Genomic DNA, 19106 nt, shown 5'->3' with positions numbered 1-19106 from the left:
CGGACTCCGGGCTCGTCCTGCGTGACGGTGCGGAGCAGCGGAACCTCAGCGCCCCGCTCCGGTCACTCCGGCCGGGGCGGGGTGGTGGTGATGGTGCCCTCCGGGTCGAGGTGGGCCAGCACCGCCGCGCAGAGCTCGTCGAGCTGGCGCACCTGGTCATCGGTGAGACCGTCGAAGACGAGATCGCGGACCTTCGCCACGTGTCCCGGCGCGGTCGCCACCACCTTCTCGTGACCGGCGTCGGTGAGCTCGGCGACGTTGCCGCGGCCGTCGCCGCTGGCGCGCTGCCTGCGCACCCAGCCCCGCTGCTCCAGCCGGGCCACCACGTGCGAGACCCGCGAGGGCGAGGCGTTGGCCCGGGCCGCCAGGTCGCTCATCCGCAGCGCGCGGTCGGGGTGTTCGGAGAGCATGGCCAGCACCCAGTAGCCGAAGTGGGTCAGCCCGGCGTCCCGCTGCAGCTGCGCGTCGAGCTTGGCGGGGACGACCGTCATCAGCGCGGCGAACTTCCGCCAAGCGCACTGCTGTTCATCGCTGAGCCATCTGGGTTCGGTCACCGGGTCAGCATATCTTGAGCTTTCAGCCATCAGACCTGCTCAGGCCGCCCGTGCGCATCATCGCAACCGGTCGGCGGTGCGCGTGTTGATCACCCGGTCCGCGGGCACGCCGCACTCCTCGGCGCGGGCGCAGCCGTAGGCCAGCCAGTCCAGCTGCCCGGGCGCGTGCGCGTCGGAGTCGATGCTGAACAGGCAGCCGATGTCGCGGGCGAGGCGGATCAGCTCGCGGGGCGGGTCCAGCCGGTCCGGCCGCGAGTTGATCTCCACGGCGACGCCGTGGTAGCGGCAGGTCTGGAACACCGCGGTGGCGTCGAAGGCCGACTGCGGGCGCTTCTTGCCCGCGCCGATCAGCCGGCCGGTGCAGTGCCCGAGCACGGCCACGTGCGGGTTCGACACCGCCGCGCACATCCGGCGGGTCATCTCGGCGGCGGGCATCCGCAGTTCGGAGTGCACGCTGGCCACCACGACGTCGAGTCGGGCCAGCAGCTCCTCCTCCTGGTCGAGCGAACCGTCGGAGAGGATGTCGACCTCGATGCCGGTCAGGATGCGGAACGGCGCCAGCCGCTGGTTGAGCTCGGCGACGACGTCCAGCTGCTCGCGGAGCCGGTCCGCCGACAGACCGCGCGCCACCTTCAGCCGCGGCGAGTGGTCGGTCAGCGCGATCCACTCGTGCCCGAGGTCGCGGGCGGCGGTGGCCATCTCCGCGATCGGGCTGCCGCCGTCGGACCAGTCCGAGTGCGTGTGGCAGTCGCCGCGCAGCGCCGCCCGCAGCTGCGCACCGCGCTCCGGCACGTCCACTTCGGACCGGAGTTTGGCGAGGTACGCCGGTGTCCGGCCGCGGTGCGCCTCCTCGATCACCGCCGCGGTCGTCCGGCCGATTCCCTCCAGGGCCGTCAGCCGCCCCGCGGCGACCCGTTCCTCGAGGTCCGGCAGCTGGTCGACGACCGCGGCGGCCCGCCGGAACGCCCGGACCCGGTAGGTCGGCGCACCGGCCCGTTCCAGCCAGAAGGCGATCTCGCGCAATGCCCGTGCCGCATCCACGTGGTCATTCGTAGTCGCTGCGCGGCCGCCCCGCCAGGCGATTCCGGCCCGGGTCTTGGCCCGTGCCCGGGACGGGGCGTTAGATGACCACGGGAACGTCAAGGACCGAGAGGTGAGGTGGAGAGTGCAGCAGTACGAACTCGCGGTGCTGCCCGGCGACGGGATCGGCAACGAGGTCATGCCCGAGGCGTTGCGGGTGCTCGACGTGGTCGGCGCGAAGTACGGGGTGCGATTCGGCTACCGGCACTTCGACTGGAGCTGCGAGACGTACAAGAGCACCGGCTCGATGATGCCCGCCGACGGGCTGGCCAGGCTGCGCGACCACGACGCGATCCTGCTCGGCGCGGTCGGCTGGCCCGGCGTGCCCGACCACATCTCGCTGTGGGGGCTGCTGCTGCCGATCCGGCGGGAGTTCGACCAGTACGTCAACCTGCGGCCGGTGCGGCTGCTGCCGGGCGTGACGCCGCCGGTGCGCGACAAGAAGCCGGGCGACATCGACTTCTGGGTGGTGCGGGAGAACACCGAGGGCGAGTACTCGCAGCTGGGCGGCAGGCAGGGCGAGGGCACCCCGACCGAGATGGTGCTGCAGACCGCGGCGTTCACCCGGCGCGGCACCGACCGGATCATGCGCTACGCCTTCGAGCTGGCGCGGCAGCTGGGCAAACCGCACGTGACCTCGGCGACCAAGTCCAACGGGATCTACCACTCGATGCCGTACTGGGACGAGCGGTTCGCCGCGATCGCCGCGGAGTACCCGGAGGTGACCGTCGACCAGGACCACATCGACATCCTGTGCGCCCGGTTCGTGATGTCCCCGGAGCGCTTCGACGTGGTGGTGGCCAGCAACCTCTTCGGCGACATCCTCTCCGACCTGGGCCCGGGCGTGACCGGCACGATCGGGGTGGCCCCGTCGGGCAACATCAACCCGGAGCGCACCTACCCGTCGACGTTCGAACCGGTGCACGGTTCGGCGCCGGACATCGCCGGGCGGGGCATCGCCAACCCGATCGGCCAGATCTGGTCGGCGGCGATGATGCTGGACCACCTCGGGCTGGCGGAGGCCGGTGCCGACGTGGTCGGCGCGATCGAGCGCGTCCTCGCCGACTCCTCGGCCCCGCGCACGCCGGATCTCGGCGGGAAGGCGACCACCGAGGAGCTGGGCAAGGCCATCGCCAGGGCGGTCGAGGGCTGATCCGGGCGGGGCGCGGTTCCGCCGCGCCCCGTCAGCCGCCGATCCGCGCCGCGACGGCCAGCAGGAGGTCCTCCTGCCCGGGCCGCCCGACGAGCTGGAGGCCCACCGGGAGCCCGCCGAGCGCGCCCGCCGGGACCGACACCGCCGGCACTCCGGCGACGTTCCACGGGCTGGTCAGCCCGAGCAGCGCGGTGAACACCCGCGTTCCGGTACCGCCGATGGTGATCTCGCGCCGGCCGACCTCGGTGGCGGTCACGCAGGTGGTCGGCAGGGCCAGCAGATCGACGCGGGACAGCAGCTCACCGACCTCGCGGCGCCACCGGTCGCGGGCGGCCAGCGCCCGCACGTGCTGCCAGCCCGCGATCCGCGCCGAGGCGCGCAACCGGTCCCGGACGTCGTCGGTGTAGAGCTCCGGGTGCTCGGCGAGGCGCTCCGCGTGGTTGGCGTAGGCCTCGCTGGCCTGGATGCCCTGGTAGGCGCCGCGCGCCAGCTCCGGATCGCGGATCTCGGCCTCCCGCACGGTCAGCCCGTCCAGCGCGGCGCGGGCGATCCGGGTGACCTCCGGGTCCGCCGGGTGCAGCAGGTCCGGGTCGAGCCAGCCGATGGTCGCGGTCTCGCCGCGTTCCCGGCTCGGCGCGTCGCGCAGTCCGGCCAGCACCCGGTAGGCGGCGCGGCAGTCCTGCGGGCTGCGGGCCAGCACTCCGACGTGGTCCAGGGATTGCGCCAGCGGGAACACCCCGTCGACCGGGATCGCGCCGAAGGCCGGTTTGAACCCCACCACCCCGCACAGCGCGGCCGGGATGCGCACCGATCCGCCGGTGTCGGTGCCCAGCGCCAGCGGCACCATCCCGGCGGCGACCGCGGCACCGCTGCCGCCACTGGAGCCACCGGTGATGCGGGTGGTGTCGTGCGGGTTGCGGGACGGGCCGCCGTGCGCGCTGTCCCCGGTCGGCCCGAAGGCGAACTCGTGCGTGGTGGTCTTGCCGACCAGCACCGCGCCGCCCGCACGCAGCCGGCGCACGCATTCGGCGTCCGATGTGGACACGTGGTCGGCGAAGTGCGCCGAGCCCATCGTGGTGGGCAGCCCGGCGACCTCGATGATGTCCTTGACCGCCACCGGGATGCCGTGCAGCGGTCCGCGGTCCAGGCCTTCGGCCAGTTCGGCGTCGGCCTTCTCCGCGGCCTTCACCGCGCCGTCGCGGTCGACCGCGGTGAAGGCGTTGAGCTCGCCGTCGAGCTCCGCGATGGCGCGCAGCGCGGCCCTGGTGAGCTCGACCGCGCTGGTCTCGCCCGCGCGCAGCCGTCCGGCGAGTTCGGTGGTGGTCAGCTCGGCGAAGAACCCCTGGGTCAACGGTCGCGCACCCCTCTCCCGGTGAGCGCCGCGGCGCGGCGACGGAGATCATCCTGCGGCCGGCTCGACGGGTCCGTCAACGCCTCGGCTTCCCACTGGTCCCGGAATGGTCCCGGTTCCGCGACCAGTTCCCGGTGCGGGCCGCGCTGCACGATCCGCCCGGCGTCGAGCACCAAGATCTCGTCGAACTCGGCGAGCCGGGCCAGGCGGTGCGTCACGACGACGGTGCTCCGCCCGGTCCTGGCGCGCAGGACGCGGGTCAGGATCTCGTCGGCCAGTTCCGGTTCCAGCGCCTCGGTCGGCTCGTCGAGCAGCAGCACGTCCGGCTCGGCCAGCAGCGCCCGCGCCAGCAGGAGGCGTTGTCGCTGGCCACCGGAGAGCGGTTGCCCGGACTCGCCGACGAAGGTGCCGAAACCCGCCGGCTGCCGGCGGATCCAGTCGAGCAGCCCGGCCTGCTCCGCTGCGCGCTCCAGCTCGGACTCGGTGGCATCCGGTGCCGCCAGCAGCAGGTTGTCCCGGATGGTGGTGCTGAAGACGTGCGCGTCCTGGGTCACCGCACGGGTTTCGGGTCGTTCGAGGTGGCCCGCCGTCGGCGGCACGAGCCCGGCCAGGACGCCGAGCAGCGTGCTCTTGCCGGCCCCGCTGGCACCGACGACCGCCACCGCTCGGCCGGGTTCGACGGTCAGATCCGCGCTGTCCAGCGCAGGCCGGTCGTAGTGCACCGAAACACCGCGCAGAGCAAGGGTTTCCGAGTTCGCCGGCGGCGGTGAGGCGGGAGGTGCGGCGAGCAGCTCCGTGATCCGCCGCAGCGCCGGGACGTGTTCGGCCCAGCGGCGCGCGGCATCGGCCAGCGGGAGGACGGTTTCGAACGCCGCCAGCGCCAGGAAACCCACCACCGCCGCGCTCGTCTGCGGCTGCCCGGCGAGCAGCGCGGTCCAGGTCACGGCCACCGCCGTCATGCCCTGCACCACGACACCACCCGCCAGCAGCGCAGCCCCGCTGCGGGCCGATTCACCGTCACGTCGCCGCATCCGAGCTGCGTGCTGCTCGGCGCGCGACACCGCCGCGGGCACGGCGCCGAAAGCGGCGAGTTCGCGAGCGCCGTCCACGAGATCGGCGGCGGCGATGGACAGGTCGGCCCGATCGGCGGCGCTGCGGTCGCGTCGGTGGGCCAGCACGGCGAACGCGGGCAGCACCACCGCCGCGACCAGCAGGCCACCGGCCAGCACCGGCCCGGCGTCCGGTACCACGGCGGTGCAGGCCAGGACCGATCCGGTGCCGACGACCAGTGCGACCAAGGCCGGGAACAGGCAGCGCAGCAGCAGCTCCTGGACGCTGTCGACGTCGGACACCAAGCGGGACAGGGCATCTCCGTCGCGCAGCGCCGCTCGCCCCAGCCTGGCCCGGAACACCTCGGGACGCAGCCGCGCGACTGCCCGCAGCGCGGCGTCGTGCCCGGCCAGGCGCTCCAGGTAGCGGAACGCGCCGCGCGCCAGCGCGCACGCGCGGACCCCGACGATGGCCAGGCTCAACGCCGACAGCGCGGGTTGCTCAGCGGCGCGGGTGATCAGCCAGGCCGCCAGCGCCATCAGCCCCACGGCGCACAGCTCGGCAGCTACCCCCGCGGTCACCGCCGCCAGCAGTCGCGGCCAGCGGCACAGCACCAGCACCCGGCGCAACGGGGTCGGCGCAGATCCGTTCATGCCGCCACCTCCAGCGATCCGCCGCGCAGGCGGATCACCCGGTCCACGGCCGCCAGCAGCGCTGGTCGGTGCGCCACCACGATCGCCGTCTTCTCGCGCAGCACTTCTCCGGCCGAGGCCGCCAGCGCCGCTTCGGCGTGCAGGTCCAGCCGCGCCGTGGGTTCGTCGAGCAGGACGATCGGCGCGTTCTTGAGGTAGGCGCGGGCGATCGCCACGCGTTGCCGCTGGCCTGCGGAGAGTTCGGCACCGCGATCGCCCAGCAGGGCCCGGTAGCCGTCCGGGTGCTGCTCGATGAACTCCGCCGCGTGCGCCGCGCGGGCGGCCGCCCGGACCTCCGGCATCGCGGCATCGGGCGCGCCGAGGCGGATGTTGTCGGCGATCGTCCCGGCGAACAGGTGCGGGTGCTGCGGCACCCACGCCAGACGGCGGCGCCAGTCGGCCACGTCGAGTTCGCGCAGGTCGACACCGTCCACCAGCACCCGCCCGGAGGTCGGCCGGACGAATCCGAGCAGCACGTGCAGGACCGTGGACTTCCCGGCGCCGCTGGGCCCGACCAGCGCCACCCGCTCCCCCGGGCTGATCACGAGCGACAGCCGGTCCAGCACCGGGTCCTCGTGACCGGGGAAGTGCACGCTGACCTGCTCGAAGCGGATCTCACCCGCAGTGGCCCCGCGCCGCGTCCCACCCTGTTCGGCGGTCGGGGCGTCCAGGACGTCGAAGAGCTGCTCCGCCGCTGCCGCGCCCTCCTCCGCAGCGTGGAACCGGGTGCCGAGCGCCCGCAGCGGCAGCAGCGCTTCCGGTGTCAGCAGCAGCACCACCAGCGCCGTGGTCAGGTCCATCCCGCCGGAGAGCAACCGCAGTCCGACCGGCACCGCGACCAGCGCGACCGCCAGCGACGACACCAGCTCCAGCGCGAAACCGGACAGGAAGGCCACCCGAAGCGCCCGCATCGTCGCCGAGCGGTGCTCGTCGGCCATCCGCCCGATCACCGCGGCCTGGTGCTCAGCGCGCCCGAACACCCGCAGCGTGCTCAACCCGGCCAGCACGTCCCGGAAGTGCCCGCCGAGCCGCTGCAGGTGCGCCCACTGGTTCGCCGTCACGTCCCGGGTCCGCAGTCCGATCAGGGCACCGAACAGCGGGATCAGCGGAATCGTCAACGCCACGATCAACGCCGACGACCAGTCGGCCAGCCCCAGCCGCACCAGCACGACCGGTGGCACGAGCACCGCGACCGCCAGCTGCGGCAGCACTCCGGTGATCACCGGTTCCAGCGCGTCGATCCCCTTCGTGATCAACGTGCTGAACGCCCCGCTCGACCGTTGCGCCGCGGCCCGGGCGAAGAGCGAGCTCCGCAGATCGGCTTTGAGATCCGCCGCGGCTCGGTGCACGAGGGCGTTGCTGCACCACGTCGCAGCCGCGCGCAGCACGACGGCTCCGGCGAGCCACGGCAGGTGACCGGCGTCGAGCTGCGCGATGGCGCGCGCGAGCAGGTCCGCCTGCGCGATGATCGCCCCGGCTTGCAGCAGCGCCAGCGCCGCCACCGCGATCCGGGTTCGGCGGGGCACCAGGGCCAGGAGTCGTTTGTTCACAGGTACAACGGCCTCTCCACCCGGGCCCGGAACGTCCACCACATCAAGGCCTGGGCGCCGAGCAGGAACGGCATGAGCACGAGCACGGCGGGCAGCAGCAGGCCGAGCGTGCCCGGGTCGGCGGCGTTCTCCTGCAGCGGAAGGCGGAAACCGACCGCCAGGCACAGCAGCACCAGCGCGCTCGACGTGAGCGCCAGCCCCGGCCGCTCCCCGCAGCGCCCGAACAGCGCACTCGCCCGCCGGTGCGGCGGTCCGGACAGCCGGAGGCGGGCGAAGGCCAGGCCGTGCACGGCGAACAGCGTCGCGACCGCGACCGCGGTCAGCAGCGCCCCGGGGCCGGTGACCACCTCGTGGATCCGGCCCGCGAGCAACCCGGCGAACATCCATCCCCAGCTCAGCGCCACTCCCCAGCTGCCGCCGGTGATCGCCGCATCGCAGCCCGCGCACCACGCGCGGCCGTCGGACCGGCTCCGCGACCACAGCCCCATGTCGCGCACGATCCAGCCGACCAGCAGCAGCACCACGGCGGGGAACAAGCCGGTGAGCAGTTCGCCTTCGAGCACCGGGAAGGCGCCGACCAGGATTCCCGCGGTGGCCACCAACCACACCTCGTTGCCGAGGAAGAACGGCGCGATGGCGGTGACCACCAGCCTGCGCTGCCGCGCGTCGCGCCCCAGCACCGGCAGCAGCATGCCCACCCCGATGTCCGCACCGCCCAGCAGGAAGTACCCGAGGGCGAACACGCCCAGCACCGCAACAGCCAGCAGTTCCACGATTCGCTCCTCAGAACGTGGCGGACATCGGACGGGGTTCTTCGGGAATCCGGCCCAGCGCGACCGCGTCCGGGCCGCGAACCGCCTGGCGCAGCAGCAGGAACCAGTTGAGCACCAGCAGCAGTCCGAACAGGATGGTGAAGACCAGCAGGGAAGTGCGCATCGCCGCGGCCGGGACGTCGGAGACCGCGTCCTCGACGCGCAGGACACCGTCGATGACCCACGGCTGGCGGCCCATCTCGCGGAACACCCAGCCCGAGATCATCGCCAGGAAGGGCAGCGGGATCGCCGCCACCAGCACCAGGTGCCACAACCGGAACCGCCGCACGACCGGTCTGAAGAACGCGAGCAGCACGCTCGGCACCAGCAGGTAGAGCAGCAGCGCGAAGGCCAGGAGCATCACGATGCCGCCCGTCCTGGTCCACGACTCCGGCGGCACGTAGTCACCCGGGCCGAAACGCGCGACCTGCTCGGCCTGCAGCTCGGCGATCCGCGTGCTGTTCTGGTCGAACACCGCGAGCTTCATCGGCTGCAGGTGGCCGAACTGCATCCCGCCGGCGGTCACCGCGACGAACAGCGCGGGCAGCGCGGTGAACAGGCCGATGCGCAGCGACTTGGTGAACAGCTCCACCTCAGCGGTCCGGCGGAACAGGTGCAGCGCGCTGATGCCCGCCATGAAAACTCCTGCGGTGACGAGGGATCCGCCCAGGATGTGCCAGAACGCGTTCGTCGCGGCCGGATTGCTCAGCACCGCCCAGGCGTCGGTCAGCCGCAGCTCCGCACCGTCCCGCGCGTGGCCCACCGGGTTCTGCAGGAATCCGTTGGTCACCAGGATCCAGTACGCCGAGGCGTACGCGGTGAGCGCGACGACCCAGATCAGCCCGAGGTGCACCCAGCGGTTCAGCCGTCCCCAGCCGAAGATCCACAGCCCCAGGAAGGTCGACTCGACGAAGAACGCGACCAGCGCCTCCATCGCCAGCGATGCGCCGATGACGTTGCCCGCCAGGTGCATCAGCCCGCTCCAGGCCATGCCGAACTGGAACTCCATGACCAGCCCGGTGACGATGCCCACCGCGTAGTTGATCACGTAGAGCTGGCCCCAGAACCGGGTCATCCGCTCGTGCACCGGGTTGCGCGACAGCGTCGCCCGGGTCTGGACGCACGCCACGAGCGTCGCCAGCCCGATGGTCAGCGCGACGAACAGGAAGTGGCCGCCGGCGGTCAGGGCGAACTGCAGCCGCGCCAGGTCGAGGGTCTCCGGATCCATGCCCGTCAGCCTGCCGCCGCGGCGGGCGCCGGACGTCGGGCCGCGGAGGACACTTCGGATACCGCGCCGGTTGTCCCCTAGGGGCGCTCCCCTACACCCGCAGTTGTGCCCGGGTCACGCCAGCCAGCCCGGGGTGATCAGCGCCGATTCGTAGGCCAGCACGACCAGTTGCGCCCGGTCGCGCACCCCGAGCTTGCTCATGATCCGGCTGACGTGGGTCTTGGCCGTGGCGGGGCTGAGCACCAGGCGCTCGGCGATCCCGTCGTTGGACAGCCCGCGCGCAACCAGCACCAGCACCTCCCGCTCGCGATCGGTCAGCGAGCTCAGCCGCGGGCTGGGCGCGGGCCGGTCGCTGCGCGCGGCGAACTCCGCGATCAGCCGCCGGGTGATGGCCGGTGCCAGCAGCGCGTCGCCGCGGGCCACCACGCGAACCGCGTGGATCAGCTCGGTCGGCTCGGTGTCCTTGACCAGGAATCCGCTCGCCCCGGCCCGCAACGCACCGTAGACGTGGTCGTCCACGTCGAAGGTGGTCAGGATGAGCACCTTCACCGCCGCCAGGCGCGGGTCGGCGCAGATCCGCCGGGTCGCCTCCAGCCCGTCGAGCCGCGGCATCCGGATGTCCATCAGCACCACGTCGGGGAGCAGTTCGGCGGCGCGGCGCACCGCCTCGGCACCGTCGGCGGCCTCGCCGGTCACCTCGACGTCGGCCTCGCCCTCCAGGATGGACCGGAAACCCGCGCGCACCAGCGTCTGGTCGTCGGCCAGCAGCACCCGGATCACCGCGCGGCCCGCCACGGCAGGACGGCCCGCACCCGGAAGCCGCCGTCCGGCGCGGAACCGGCGGTGAACTCCCCGCCCAGCGCCCGGACGCGCTCCTCCATGCCGCGAATCCCGTTGCCCCGCGCCACCTCCGGCACCGCGCTCCCGTCGTCGTCGATCTGCACCCGGACATCCTCGCCGGAGTACCCGATGCGCACGAAAGCCGCGCGCGCGTCGGCGTGTCTGGTCACGTTGGTCAGCGCCTCCTGCACGATCCGGTACCCGGCGAGGTCCACTTCCGGCGGCAGCGGGCGGGCTTCGCCGTCGATCTCGACGCGCACCGCCAGTCCGGTGGCGCGGGCCTGCGCGGCCAGGTCGTCCACCCTGGCCAGTCCCGGCGCCGCACCGGCCTCGTCGACCTGGCGCAGCACGCCGAGCGTGGCGCGCAGTTCGCGCAGCGCTTCCTTGCTGGCCTGCTTGATCGAGGTCAGGGCCGGGGCGGGATCGGTGTCGCTGCGGTGCAGCGCGGCACCGGCCTGCACGTTGATCAACGAGAGGTGGTGGCCGAGCGCGTCGTGCAGCTCCCGCGCGATGCGCAGCCGCTCCTCGCCGGCCCGCGAGCGCGCTTCCTCCTCCTTCTCCCGCTCCACCGCGCGCATCCGCTGCTCCGCCTCGTTCAGGTAGGCGCGCCGGTTGTGGACCAGGCCGCCGATCGCGACCGCCGCGACCAGCCACCCGGCGAACAGGTACAGCGAGGTGTCGTCGAGGTGCCGCTGCCCGCTGCCGACCTCGCCGTAGCCGACGAACAGCATCGCCACCACCGCCAAGAGCACCGCCACGGCTGTGCGCCCTTCAGCGGCGACCGTGCACAACGCGACCGCGAACGCCAGCAGCAGCGGGCCGTCGGCCGTGCTGAGCGGGTAGTAGACGACGCAGCCCACGAGCGTGGCCAGCGCGACGGGAATCGGAAAGCGCCGCCGCAGCGCCAGCGCGGCGCAGGTGCCGAGGATCATCAGCACGTCGAAGGGCCGCAGGCCGCCCCGGTCGACGGCGAAGTTCAGCAGCGCGGAGAGCAGCACCGCGGCCGCGATCAGCACCGCCAGCGCCAGATCGACCGCGGCGGCGGGCAACCTCCGCAGAACCGTCATGCCCGGAAGGATAGGCGCAGACCGGATCTGGTCAGCCGAGCGCGCGCCGTTCCCAGCACGACCAGGATCGCCGCCACCGGCACGTGGAGCCGCACCACCTCGCCTCGACAGGGACGGCCCCGCCGAAGAACAGCCCGCCGAACGCGCCGGGCAGAGTGAAATCAGAGGTGATCGCCCGCCGCGTGAGGGCGAGCGGGAGAACTGCCGGACGCTGAGCCCGTCATGGGATCGCTTCGCCGTTCTCGTCGGATTCTTCCGCCGTCGGCCTCACACCACGCGGTCGAGCATGTGGAAGAATTCCGTCCGCTCCACATTCCTCCTGCCGTCGTCGTGGAAACGCTGGATGTGCGAGCTCTCGTTGTGGTGCTTGCTTCGCGCTTCTTCGCTGGCCCAGTGCTCCACGAGAACGAACAGCCCAGGTTCATCCCGGGAGACGAACAGGTCGTATCGAATGCTCCCCTCCTCCTGACGCGAGAGTTCGACCAATTCGGCCAGATCGCGACGCAGTTCGCCGTCCTTCCCCTCCTTGGCGCGCAATCCGGCGACAATGAAGAGTTCACCCATTTCCCATCCCTCCCCCGCCTTCCAGAGGGCGAAAATTCCTTCGCCGCGGCGAGTGTAGCTTTTCGCCCCTGCCGACTACCAGCGAAATCCCACACGCCGCACTTCAGAACGATCTGGCCACGGAGGCCGCAGCCGACGCGCAACCGGGATCGCAGAACATGTGGTGATAAATTCCCGGGCAGAAATCGCCGCACGCACTCTTCCTGCAAATTCTTCAGCACTCGTTATGCGCACCACCGCGCAGTGGAGGACACTCGCCGGTGAGCACCCACACTCCTCGAAACGGAAAGAACGATCCACTGGGAGGCAGCGGTGACCAGCGAACAGATTCGCGATCCGGAGACCGACGCCCTGCTGACGCCGAAGAACGCAGCGGTGGTCATCATCGATTACCAACCGGTCCAGGTCAATTCGATCAATTCCATGGACCGGCAGCTCCTCGTCAACAACATCGTCGGGCTGGCCAAGATCGCGCGCACCTACGAACTGCCGATCGTGCACTCGACGGTCAACGTCGAGACCGGCCTGAACAAGCCACCGATCCCGCAACTCCGGAAGGTCCTCGACGATCTCCCCACCTACGACCGCACCTCGATCAACGCCTGGGAGGACCGGGAGTTCGTCGACGCGGTCAAGTCCACCGGCCGCGAGAAGCTGGTGATGACGGCGCTGTGGACGGAGGCGTGCTTGACCTTCCCCACGCTCGACGCGTTGCGCGAGGGCTACGAGGTCTACCCGGTCGTGGACGCTGTCGGCGGCACATCGGTGTCCGCCCACGAAGCCGCGCTGCGGCGGGTCGAGCAGGCCGGGGCGCGACCCATCACCTGGGTGCAACTGCTGTGCGAGCTCCAGCGCGACTGGGCCCGGAAGGAAACCGCCGAAGAGTTCATGAGCCTGTTCATCGAGACCGGAGGCACCGCCGGCCTGCAGTTCGCCTACGACCGCGGTTGAACCGCAACGCATCGCACACCGCCGTGGCCGAGGCCCCGGCGAGCGGTTCTCGCCGGACCCTCGAGCCACGCTTTCAACCGCTGCTTCAGCTCTTGCTCGGGTAGTCGGTGTAGCCGACCGAGTCCCTGCCGTAGAACGTATCCGGGTCGGGGGTGTTGAACGGTCCGCCGTCGGCCAACCTGGCGGGGAGATCCGGGTTGGCGAGGAACAGCACCCCGTAGCTGAGCAGGTCCGCGGTGCCGTCCTCCAGGAGTTCGAGCTCCTCGACACCGGTGGGGCGCCCCGGCGTGTTCGGGTTGAGCACGAACGTCCCGTCGAACGCGCTGCGAAGGAGCTTGGTCAGCGCCCGGTCCGCGGTTTCGGCGATGTGCAGGTAGGCCAGTCCGAAGGGGTTGATCGCCTCGACCAGCGCGCCGTAGGTGTTTTCGAGGTCGTCCTCGCTGATGTCGTTGAACGGGTTCCCGGGCGAGATCCGCAGCGCGGTGCGCTGGCCGCCGACGGCATCGGCCACCGCTCGGACCGTCTCGACCACGAGGCGGCGGCGGCCTGCCAAGGAACCACCCCAGGCGTCGGTGCGGCGGTTGCTGCTGGGCGCGAGGAACTGGTGCAGCAGGTATCCGTTCGCACCGTGCAACTCCACCCCGTCGAACCCGGCCTCGATCGCGTTGCGCGCCGCGTTGGCGAAGTCATCGATCGTGTCGAGGATCTCGGCCTCTGAGAGCTCCTTGGGCGTGACGCAGTCCTGCGGGCCGCTCGGCGTGAACACCCGGGTCTGCGCTGCGACCACGGACGCGCCGACCGGGATCAGCCCGTCCGGGAGGAGGCTCGGGTGTCCGATGCGTCCGGTGTGCATCAGCTGGGCGAAGATCCGGCCGCCCGCGGCGTGCACCCGGTCGGTCACCTTGCGCCACGCGGCCACCTGCTCCTGGGTGTGCAGCCCCGGGGTGAACGGGTATCCCTGACCGACGACCGACGGCTGAACGCCTTCGGTGATGATCAAGCCGGCCGACGCGCGCTGGGCGTAGTACTCGGCCATGAGCTCGGTGGGCGTGCCGTCGGTCGCACCAGCGCGCGTGCGGGTCATGGGCGCCATGACGATCCGGTTGCGGAGCGTCACATCACCGAGCTGAAACGGGCTGAACGCAGTTGTCATCTGTTCCTCTCCATTCTCGGAAAAACCAGGGATGGCCGGTCACTCGGATCACCGCACGTCGCGGAGCGGCCTTTCCCGATCACGCTTGAGGCTGTTGGGCGCCCGCTGCGATTTCTGCCGCCTCACCGGCCGGTTTCGCCGATCGCATCGACGCAGCCGCATCCGCATCGCGGACGCGCAGCGCGATCAGCAGGCCGAGCACGGCGACCACGAGTGCAACGACGAACGTGTCGCGGAAAGCGCTGAGCATCGCGTCCTGCCGGACGGCCTCGGTCACCGCCGGTGCCAGCCCGCCGAGCCGCTGCTCGGTCCGGAGGGTCAGGATGCTGGCGACGAGCGCGACTCCCACGGCCGCGGCGACTTGACGCGTGGTCGCGAACACCGACGACGCGCGGGTCATCGCCGCCGGATCCACCTGCGCGAAGGTCGCCGCCTGCAACGCGATCACCGTCAATGCCATGCCGACGCCCATGGTGAGCATCGGCACCCGCACACCCCACAAGCTGCTGTCCATCCCGACCGGGAGCAGCGCCGCAACGGACGCGGCGATCGCGATGAAGCCGGTGGTCAGCATCAAGCGCGGACCGAGACGTTGGTACAGCCATCCGGCGAACGGCATCGTCGCCGTCATCCCCAGCGCCTGGAACATGGTGACCAATCCCGACCCGGTGGCGTCCAGTCCCAGCAACGACTGCAGCAGCAGCGGGGTCAGGAACAGCGTGCCCATCAGCGCGCCCGACGCGGGCAGCATCAGCAGGTTGCCGGTGCGGAACAGCCGGATGCGCAGCAGCCGGAGGTCGATCATCGGCTCCGAGATGCGCAACTCAGCGATCACGAACAAGGCCGCGAGCAAGACGCCCCCGATCAGCGGCAGGAACACCGACGCACTGCGCCACTCGCCGACGGCGCCCTGGTCGAGTCCCACCAGCAGCAGCGCGAGCGCTCCACCACCGGCCAGGAATCCGACGACGTCGAAGCGTCCGGGGTGCTCGGTTCGCTCCTCGCGGATCACCGCCGCGGTGAAGACGATCCCGGCCACGCCGATCGGCACCTTCATCAGGAAGATCCAACGCCAATCGACGTTGTCGACCAACCACCCGCCCAGCACCGGGCCGAGAGCCGGCGCGATGCCGGTGGGGATCGACAGGATCGCCGATGCCTGCGCGCGTTCCTCCGGCGGGAACGCCCGGAAGAGCATGGCGGTGCCGACCGGGGTGAGGAGCCCACCTCCCACGCCCTGCACGATCCTGGCCGCCACCAGCTCGGTCAGCGAACCAGCGACTCCGGCCCACAGCGAGGCCGCGGTGAACACCGCCAAGGCGAACAAGAACGTCCGCTTGGAGCCGAAGCGGTCGGCCACCCAGCCCGATGCCGGGATGAACACGGCCATGCTCACCAGGTAACCGGTGACGAGCCACTGGAGGCTTTCGGTACCGGCTCCGAACTGCCGCCCCAACGCGGGCAGGGCCGTGTTCAGCACGGTCATGTCCAGGACTTCCATGAACAACCCGAACACGAAGGCGATCGCGACCAGCCACTTGTACGGCACACCGCGCAACATCCAGGACTCCATCCACATCGCGGCCAGACCTGCCCGCCGGCCACGTCTCGGCCGGTGGCGGCGAACAACAGCCAGCGCACCCCACCTCGGGGCCACTTGCTTCAGTCAGTGAAGCACTTTACTTCAGCAAGTGAAACATTCTGTGAGTGAAGTAATTTTCCCGGGATCCGAACACCCGGCGGACGTGACCTCTGATCGGTGAGAACAGGCTGATGGCCCCGCGACCGGAGTCAGCGGGGTCGACGGCACGCGGCGTCAGTCGCCGGAGGAATCCCGCGCCTCGCGCAGCAGCTCCGCCAGGAGGTCCCGCTGCCCGGCATCCAGCTCGGAGGCGATCGGGAAGCCCTCTCCGAGCCGCGCCAGCAGGCGCTCCCGCAGCTTCGCCCCCTTCGCGGTGAGCACGAGCCGCTTCGCCCGGCGGTCGGCCGGGTCGGACTGCCGCTCGAGCAGGTCCGACGCCTCGAGCACGTCCGCGATGGCAGTCACGTGGGAGGGTTCGCAATGCAGGGCGCCCGCGAGCTCGCCCATCCGCTGGGGCCGCTCCAGTCGCAACAGCGTGTGCGCCTGCGGGAGGCTCAGGCCGACGTCGACGGACGCCGAGTCGAGGTGCTCGCGCAGCCTGGCCAAGACCCCGAGCAGGAGCATCATCAGCTCGCGCTCGTCCCCGGCCGACCTCGCACCCCGCCCCATCAACGCCTCCTGAACACGCTTCGCCATCAATCTACCTCGATGACCACGCGCGCCGAACTCAGGCGCGCGGACGCCGGTCGGCACTTCCGCACGTGATTCTCGGCCCCGACCGCAAGCATCGCATCGTGATCGGTCGCCGACGGTCCGCGATCGGCCCGGCGCGGGATTCGAATCGGGCGAGCCCCCTTTTCCCGCCGCACTCCGGAGACCGGCGCGACCACGGGCGGCACTCCCGTCGCACAAACCTCGGCGCACTACTCAAACATCAATGCGCATGCATATAACTTCTATGCGGGCGCATGATTCTGAACGGAAACCACCGGCGCATCAAGGACAAAGTCCGTCTTGTACAACACAGATCATCAGGGATTACCTGCCGGAGCGCGGAGGTTGAGCCGACTACGAGATCAGCATGCGGGTCTCGTCCCACCGGGCGCACGACGTGGACCAGCTACCCACGCCGAAAGCCCGACAAGCAAGATCTCAATGATCTGACACAACGAGGTGCACTACTGATGCGCAAGATCAATCGTGTGCTGGCCGCCGGAGCGCTGACGCTCCCGCTCGCGCTCGGCATCGCCGGAGTGGCTTCCGCCGAGGGACAGGACGCCAGCATCCGCGTCGAGAGCCAGGCCTCGGCCCAGGTTCAGGGCCGCGGCTCGGCCGAGGCGAGCAGCCAGGCCTCCGCACAGGTCCACGGGCGCGGATCGACCACCGCCAGCAGCCAGGCCTCCGCCCAGGTTCAGGGCCGCGGCTCGGCCAACGCCAGCAGCAGCGCTTCGGTGCGGGTGGAGGACCGCGACGGTCGCTGGAACCACCGCGACGGTCGCTGGAACCACCGGTGGAACAACGGCCGCTGGGTCTTCCACCACGTCCAGGGCCACCACCACGAGGGCCAGGCCGAGCTGTGCTTCCTGGACCACGGTCCGATCGGCCACGGCCTGCACATCGTTCGATGAGCACGGTCCGTTGACCACCGAGGGTTAGCACGTGGTGGGTTCTCGGCCGACACCGAGAACCCACCACATCCCTCCAGGTCCACCCCGGCTGCAGCCGAGCCGGATGCGCGTTCGCCAGACGGGGTTCCTCCTCCGCGAACCACCGAGGCCGCACGACGCAGCCGGCGGTTGACGATCAGCACGATTTTCGAGCAGCACGAGGTGTTCTCCCATGTTCCGGATCAACCGACTTCTCCTGACGGGAGTCCTGTCACTGCCGTTCGCACTCGGTATCGCAGGACTGCTGTCCGATCGGTTCCAGCAGCGGAAGCCGAGGGCGAAAGCCAGGCACCGGCGCGACCGAACGGCCACGCTCCGGCGAGCCGAGGGCGGCGGGAAGCCGCACGTCTTCCTGATCAAGTCGACCGACGGGACCGCCCGCGGCGGCACCGCGAACGCCGACCCGGCCCCGAGATTCAGGGCCGTGTGATCCGGCGCTGTTCCAGCGGGCTGCCAGAACCGGCCCGGCAGAGCGGAAAGCCGTTGTGCGGACAGCGATCTCGACGTCGGGGCTCGCACGCGTCGATCCGGAACGAACCCGGTTCTCCCACGTTCCACCGAGCCGTCCCGGCCACGCGTTCAAAAAGCCTTCCCCAGAACCCGGTGCGCTCCGCCGGGCCCAGCATGAAAGAGATTCCCATGTCCTTGTTCGAACCCGTCCGCGTTGGCCGGTTGGAGCTGCCCAACCGCATGGTGATGGCAGCGATGACCCGCAGCCGCGCCGATCAGGAGGGCGTCCCCTCGCCCAGCACGGCCACCTACTACGCCCAGCGCGCCTCGGCCGGCTTGATCATCACCGAGGGCACGCAGCCCTCGGTGCAGGGCCAGGGCTACCCGGGGACTCCGGGCATCTACACCGATGCCCAGGTCGCGGGATGGCGCGCGGTCACCGACGCCGTGCACGCGGCGGGTGGACGCATCTTCAACCAGATCCAGCACTCCGGGCGGGTGGGGCACCCGAGCGTGCACGGCCTGCCCCCGGTCGGGCCCTCCGCCGTCCGCGCGAACGGGCAGATCTTCACGCCGTCGGGAGCTCAGGACCTCGTCGAGCCGCGGGAGCTGACCATTTCCGGGATCCGAGCCATCGTGGAAGAGTTCGGCAACGCCGCACGCCGGGCGGTCGAGGCCGGGTTCGACGGCGTGGAGCTGCACAGCGCGATGGGCTACCTGCTGCACCAGTTCCTCGCGCCCAACAGCAACCAGCGCTCGGACGCCTACGGCGGCTCCATCCAGGGCCGCATCCGCTTCGTCGTCGAAGTCGCCGAAGCCGTGGCCGACGCGATCGGCTCCGACCGGGTGGGACTGCGCATCTCCCCCGCCAAGCCGATCAACGACATCGCCGACACCGACGCGACGGAGCTCTACCCGGCGCTGCTGGCCGCCCTGGCGCCGCTGGACCTCGCGCACGTGCACCTGGTGGCCGCCGAGGACGAGGACATCAACGCCAAGATCCGCGCCGCCTGGCCCGGCATCCTCGTGGTCAACCCCCTCAACCCCTTCCCCGAGCCACCGGCCGACGCCGGCCGGGCGAACGCCGAGCAGTGGCTGCGAAGGGGCGCCGACCTGATCTCCTTCGGTCGCGGTTTCCTCGCCAACCCGGACCTGGTCGAGCGCTTCCGCATCAACGGCCCGCTCAACCCGATCAACCCCGAAGGTCTCTACGGCGGCGGTGACACCGGCTACACCGACTACCCCGCCCTCGGCTGATATCGGCGTGGCGGATCCACGCCGGAGCGCGGGGGCGGACACGATGCGCGACTCCGTCCGTCCCCGCGCTTCACGTCGTGTCGTCCCGAGTTGGATTCGGCACGG

General features: G+C 71.1%; 17 protein-coding genes. 4 read left to right on the top strand and 13 right to left on the bottom strand.

Going from position 1 to position 19106, the window contains the following annotated elements; translation table 11 throughout:
* Positions 1-62 precede the first annotated feature (62 nt).
* Together C4T78_RS05395 and C4T78_RS05390 are read right to left on the bottom strand one after the other, a co-directional pair.
* The gene (locus C4T78_RS05395) at positions 63-554 is read right to left on the bottom strand and encodes a MarR family winged helix-turn-helix transcriptional regulator (protein ID WP_093353095.1); all 492 of its coding nucleotides are present in this window, start codon (positions 552-554) and stop codon (positions 63-65) included.
* A 57-nt stretch (positions 555-611) separates the two neighbouring features.
* Complete coding sequence (locus tag C4T78_RS05390; RefSeq protein ID WP_093353092.1) at positions 612-1595, bottom strand: PHP domain-containing protein; 984 nt, start codon at positions 1593-1595, stop codon at positions 612-614.
* Positions 1596-1707: 112 nt separating this feature from the next.
* Between C4T78_RS05390 and C4T78_RS05385 the strand changes: the two genes are divergently transcribed.
* Positions 1708-2787: a tartrate dehydrogenase gene (locus tag C4T78_RS05385; protein WP_268876664.1), complete on the top strand. Its 1080-nt coding sequence runs from the start codon at positions 1708-1710 to the stop codon at positions 2785-2787.
* A gap of 31 nt (positions 2788-2818) precedes the next feature.
* On the opposite strand, the gene C4T78_RS05380 is transcribed toward C4T78_RS05385, so the two are convergent.
* The 8 genes from C4T78_RS05380 to C4T78_RS05350 all read right to left on the bottom strand — a co-directional run bounded on the left by C4T78_RS05380 (position 2819) and on the right by C4T78_RS05350 (position 11941).
* Positions 2819-4138 (bottom strand): amidase, encoded by a 1320-nt coding sequence (locus C4T78_RS05380; protein ID WP_093353087.1) that lies wholly within the window; start codon positions 4136-4138, stop codon positions 2819-2821.
* Positions 4135-5841: a thiol reductant ABC exporter subunit CydC gene (gene cydC, locus C4T78_RS05375; RefSeq protein WP_093353084.1), complete on the bottom strand. Its 1707-nt coding sequence runs from the start codon at positions 5839-5841 to the stop codon at positions 4135-4137. Before cydC ends, C4T78_RS05380 begins: the two co-directional genes overlap by 4 nt.
* The gene (cydD, locus tag C4T78_RS05370) at positions 5838-7430 is read right to left on the bottom strand and encodes a thiol reductant ABC exporter subunit CydD (protein WP_235863555.1); all 1593 of its coding nucleotides are present in this window, start codon (positions 7428-7430) and stop codon (positions 5838-5840) included. The genes cydC and cydD overlap by 4 nt, the downstream gene beginning before the upstream one ends.
* Complete coding sequence (locus tag C4T78_RS36765; RefSeq protein ID WP_218161593.1) at positions 7427-8203, bottom strand: cytochrome d ubiquinol oxidase subunit II; 777 nt, start codon at positions 8201-8203, stop codon at positions 7427-7429. Before C4T78_RS36765 ends, cydD begins: the two co-directional genes overlap by 4 nt.
* Before the next feature lie 10 nt (positions 8204-8213).
* On the bottom strand, positions 8214-9470 hold the full coding sequence (locus tag C4T78_RS05365) for a cytochrome ubiquinol oxidase subunit I (RefSeq protein WP_093353078.1): 1257 nt from the start codon (positions 9468-9470) through the stop codon (positions 8214-8216).
* 114 nt (positions 9471-9584) lie between these two features.
* Positions 9585-10250 carry a response regulator gene (locus tag C4T78_RS05360; RefSeq protein ID WP_093353744.1) on the bottom strand — a complete coding sequence of 222 codons (666 nt, stop codon included), beginning with the start codon at positions 10248-10250 and terminating at the stop codon, positions 9585-9587.
* Positions 10247-11377: a sensor histidine kinase gene (locus C4T78_RS05355; protein WP_093353075.1), complete on the bottom strand. Its 1131-nt coding sequence runs from the start codon at positions 11375-11377 to the stop codon at positions 10247-10249. The genes C4T78_RS05360 and C4T78_RS05355 overlap by 4 nt, the downstream gene beginning before the upstream one ends.
* 267 nt (positions 11378-11644) lie before the next feature.
* Positions 11645-11941, bottom strand: a complete 297-nt coding sequence (locus tag C4T78_RS05350; protein WP_093353072.1) for a putative quinol monooxygenase — start codon at positions 11939-11941, stop codon at positions 11645-11647.
* 312 nt (positions 11942-12253) lie between these two features.
* Between C4T78_RS05350 and C4T78_RS05345 the strand changes: the two genes are divergently transcribed.
* Positions 12254-12892, top strand: coding sequence for a hydrolase (locus C4T78_RS05345; RefSeq protein ID WP_093353069.1), 639 nt, complete (start codon positions 12254-12256; stop codon positions 12890-12892).
* Positions 12893-12977: 85 nt separating this feature from the next.
* Here the strand turns inward: C4T78_RS05345 and C4T78_RS05340 are convergent, their stop codons facing one another.
* The 3 genes from C4T78_RS05340 to C4T78_RS05330 form a co-directional block, all read right to left on the bottom strand.
* Complete coding sequence (locus C4T78_RS05340) at positions 12978-14045, bottom strand: alkene reductase (RefSeq protein ID WP_093353066.1); 1068 nt, start codon at positions 14043-14045, stop codon at positions 12978-12980.
* Positions 14046-14124: 79 nt separating this feature from the next.
* On the bottom strand, positions 14125-15606 hold the full coding sequence (locus C4T78_RS05335) for a DHA2 family efflux MFS transporter permease subunit (protein WP_093353742.1): 1482 nt from the start codon (positions 15604-15606) through the stop codon (positions 14125-14127).
* A gap of 255 nt (positions 15607-15861) precedes the next feature.
* Positions 15862-16323: a MarR family winged helix-turn-helix transcriptional regulator gene (locus C4T78_RS05330; protein WP_093353063.1), complete on the bottom strand. Its 462-nt coding sequence runs from the start codon at positions 16321-16323 to the stop codon at positions 15862-15864.
* A 488-nt stretch (positions 16324-16811) separates the two neighbouring features.
* Here C4T78_RS05330 and C4T78_RS05325 point away from each other — a divergent pair, with 488 nt between their 5' ends.
* Positions 16812-17255 carry a hypothetical protein gene (locus tag C4T78_RS05325; protein ID WP_093353060.1) on the top strand — a complete coding sequence of 148 codons (444 nt, stop codon included), beginning with the start codon at positions 16812-16814 and terminating at the stop codon, positions 17253-17255.
* 678 nt (positions 17256-17933) lie between these two features.
* A complete protein-coding gene (locus C4T78_RS05315) occupies positions 17934-19001 on the top strand; it encodes an alkene reductase (RefSeq protein ID WP_093353054.1) in 1068 nt (355 codons plus the stop codon).
* Positions 19002-19106: the final 105 nt, after the last annotated feature.

Source organism: Saccharopolyspora kobensis (assembly GCF_900108315.1).
GTDB lineage: Bacteria > Actinomycetota > Actinomycetes > Mycobacteriales > Pseudonocardiaceae > Saccharopolyspora > Saccharopolyspora kobensis.
Note: the sequence above shows the minus strand (reverse complement) of the source record. Positions and strands in the feature narration are given on the sequence as shown.

Coding starts and splice junctions, on each gene's coding strand:
- C4T78_RS05315 (WP_093353054.1), top strand. CDS start 17,934: ATGTCCTTGTTCGAACCCGTCCGCGTTGGCCGGTTGGAGCTGCCCAAC.
- C4T78_RS05335 (WP_093353742.1), bottom strand. CDS start 15,606: ATGTTGCGCGGTGTGCCGTACAAGTGGCTGGTCGCGATCGCCTTCGTG.
- cydC (WP_093353084.1), bottom strand. CDS start 5,841: ATGAACGGATCTGCGCCGACCCCGTTGCGCCGGGTGCTGGTGCTGTGC.
- C4T78_RS05355 (WP_093353075.1), bottom strand. CDS start 11,377: ATGACGGTTCTGCGGAGGTTGCCCGCCGCCGCGGTCGATCTGGCGCTG.
- C4T78_RS05340 (WP_093353066.1), bottom strand. CDS start 14,045: ATGACAACTGCGTTCAGCCCGTTTCAGCTCGGTGATGTGACGCTCCGC.
- C4T78_RS05350 (WP_093353072.1), bottom strand. CDS start 11,941: ATGGGTGAACTCTTCATTGTCGCCGGATTGCGCGCCAAGGAGGGGAAG.
- C4T78_RS05325 (WP_093353060.1), top strand. CDS start 16,812: ATGCGCAAGATCAATCGTGTGCTGGCCGCCGGAGCGCTGACGCTCCCG.
- C4T78_RS05365 (WP_093353078.1), bottom strand. CDS start 9,470: ATGGATCCGGAGACCCTCGACCTGGCGCGGCTGCAGTTCGCCCTGACC.
- C4T78_RS05330 (WP_093353063.1), bottom strand. CDS start 16,323: ATGGCGAAGCGTGTTCAGGAGGCGTTGATGGGGCGGGGTGCGAGGTCG.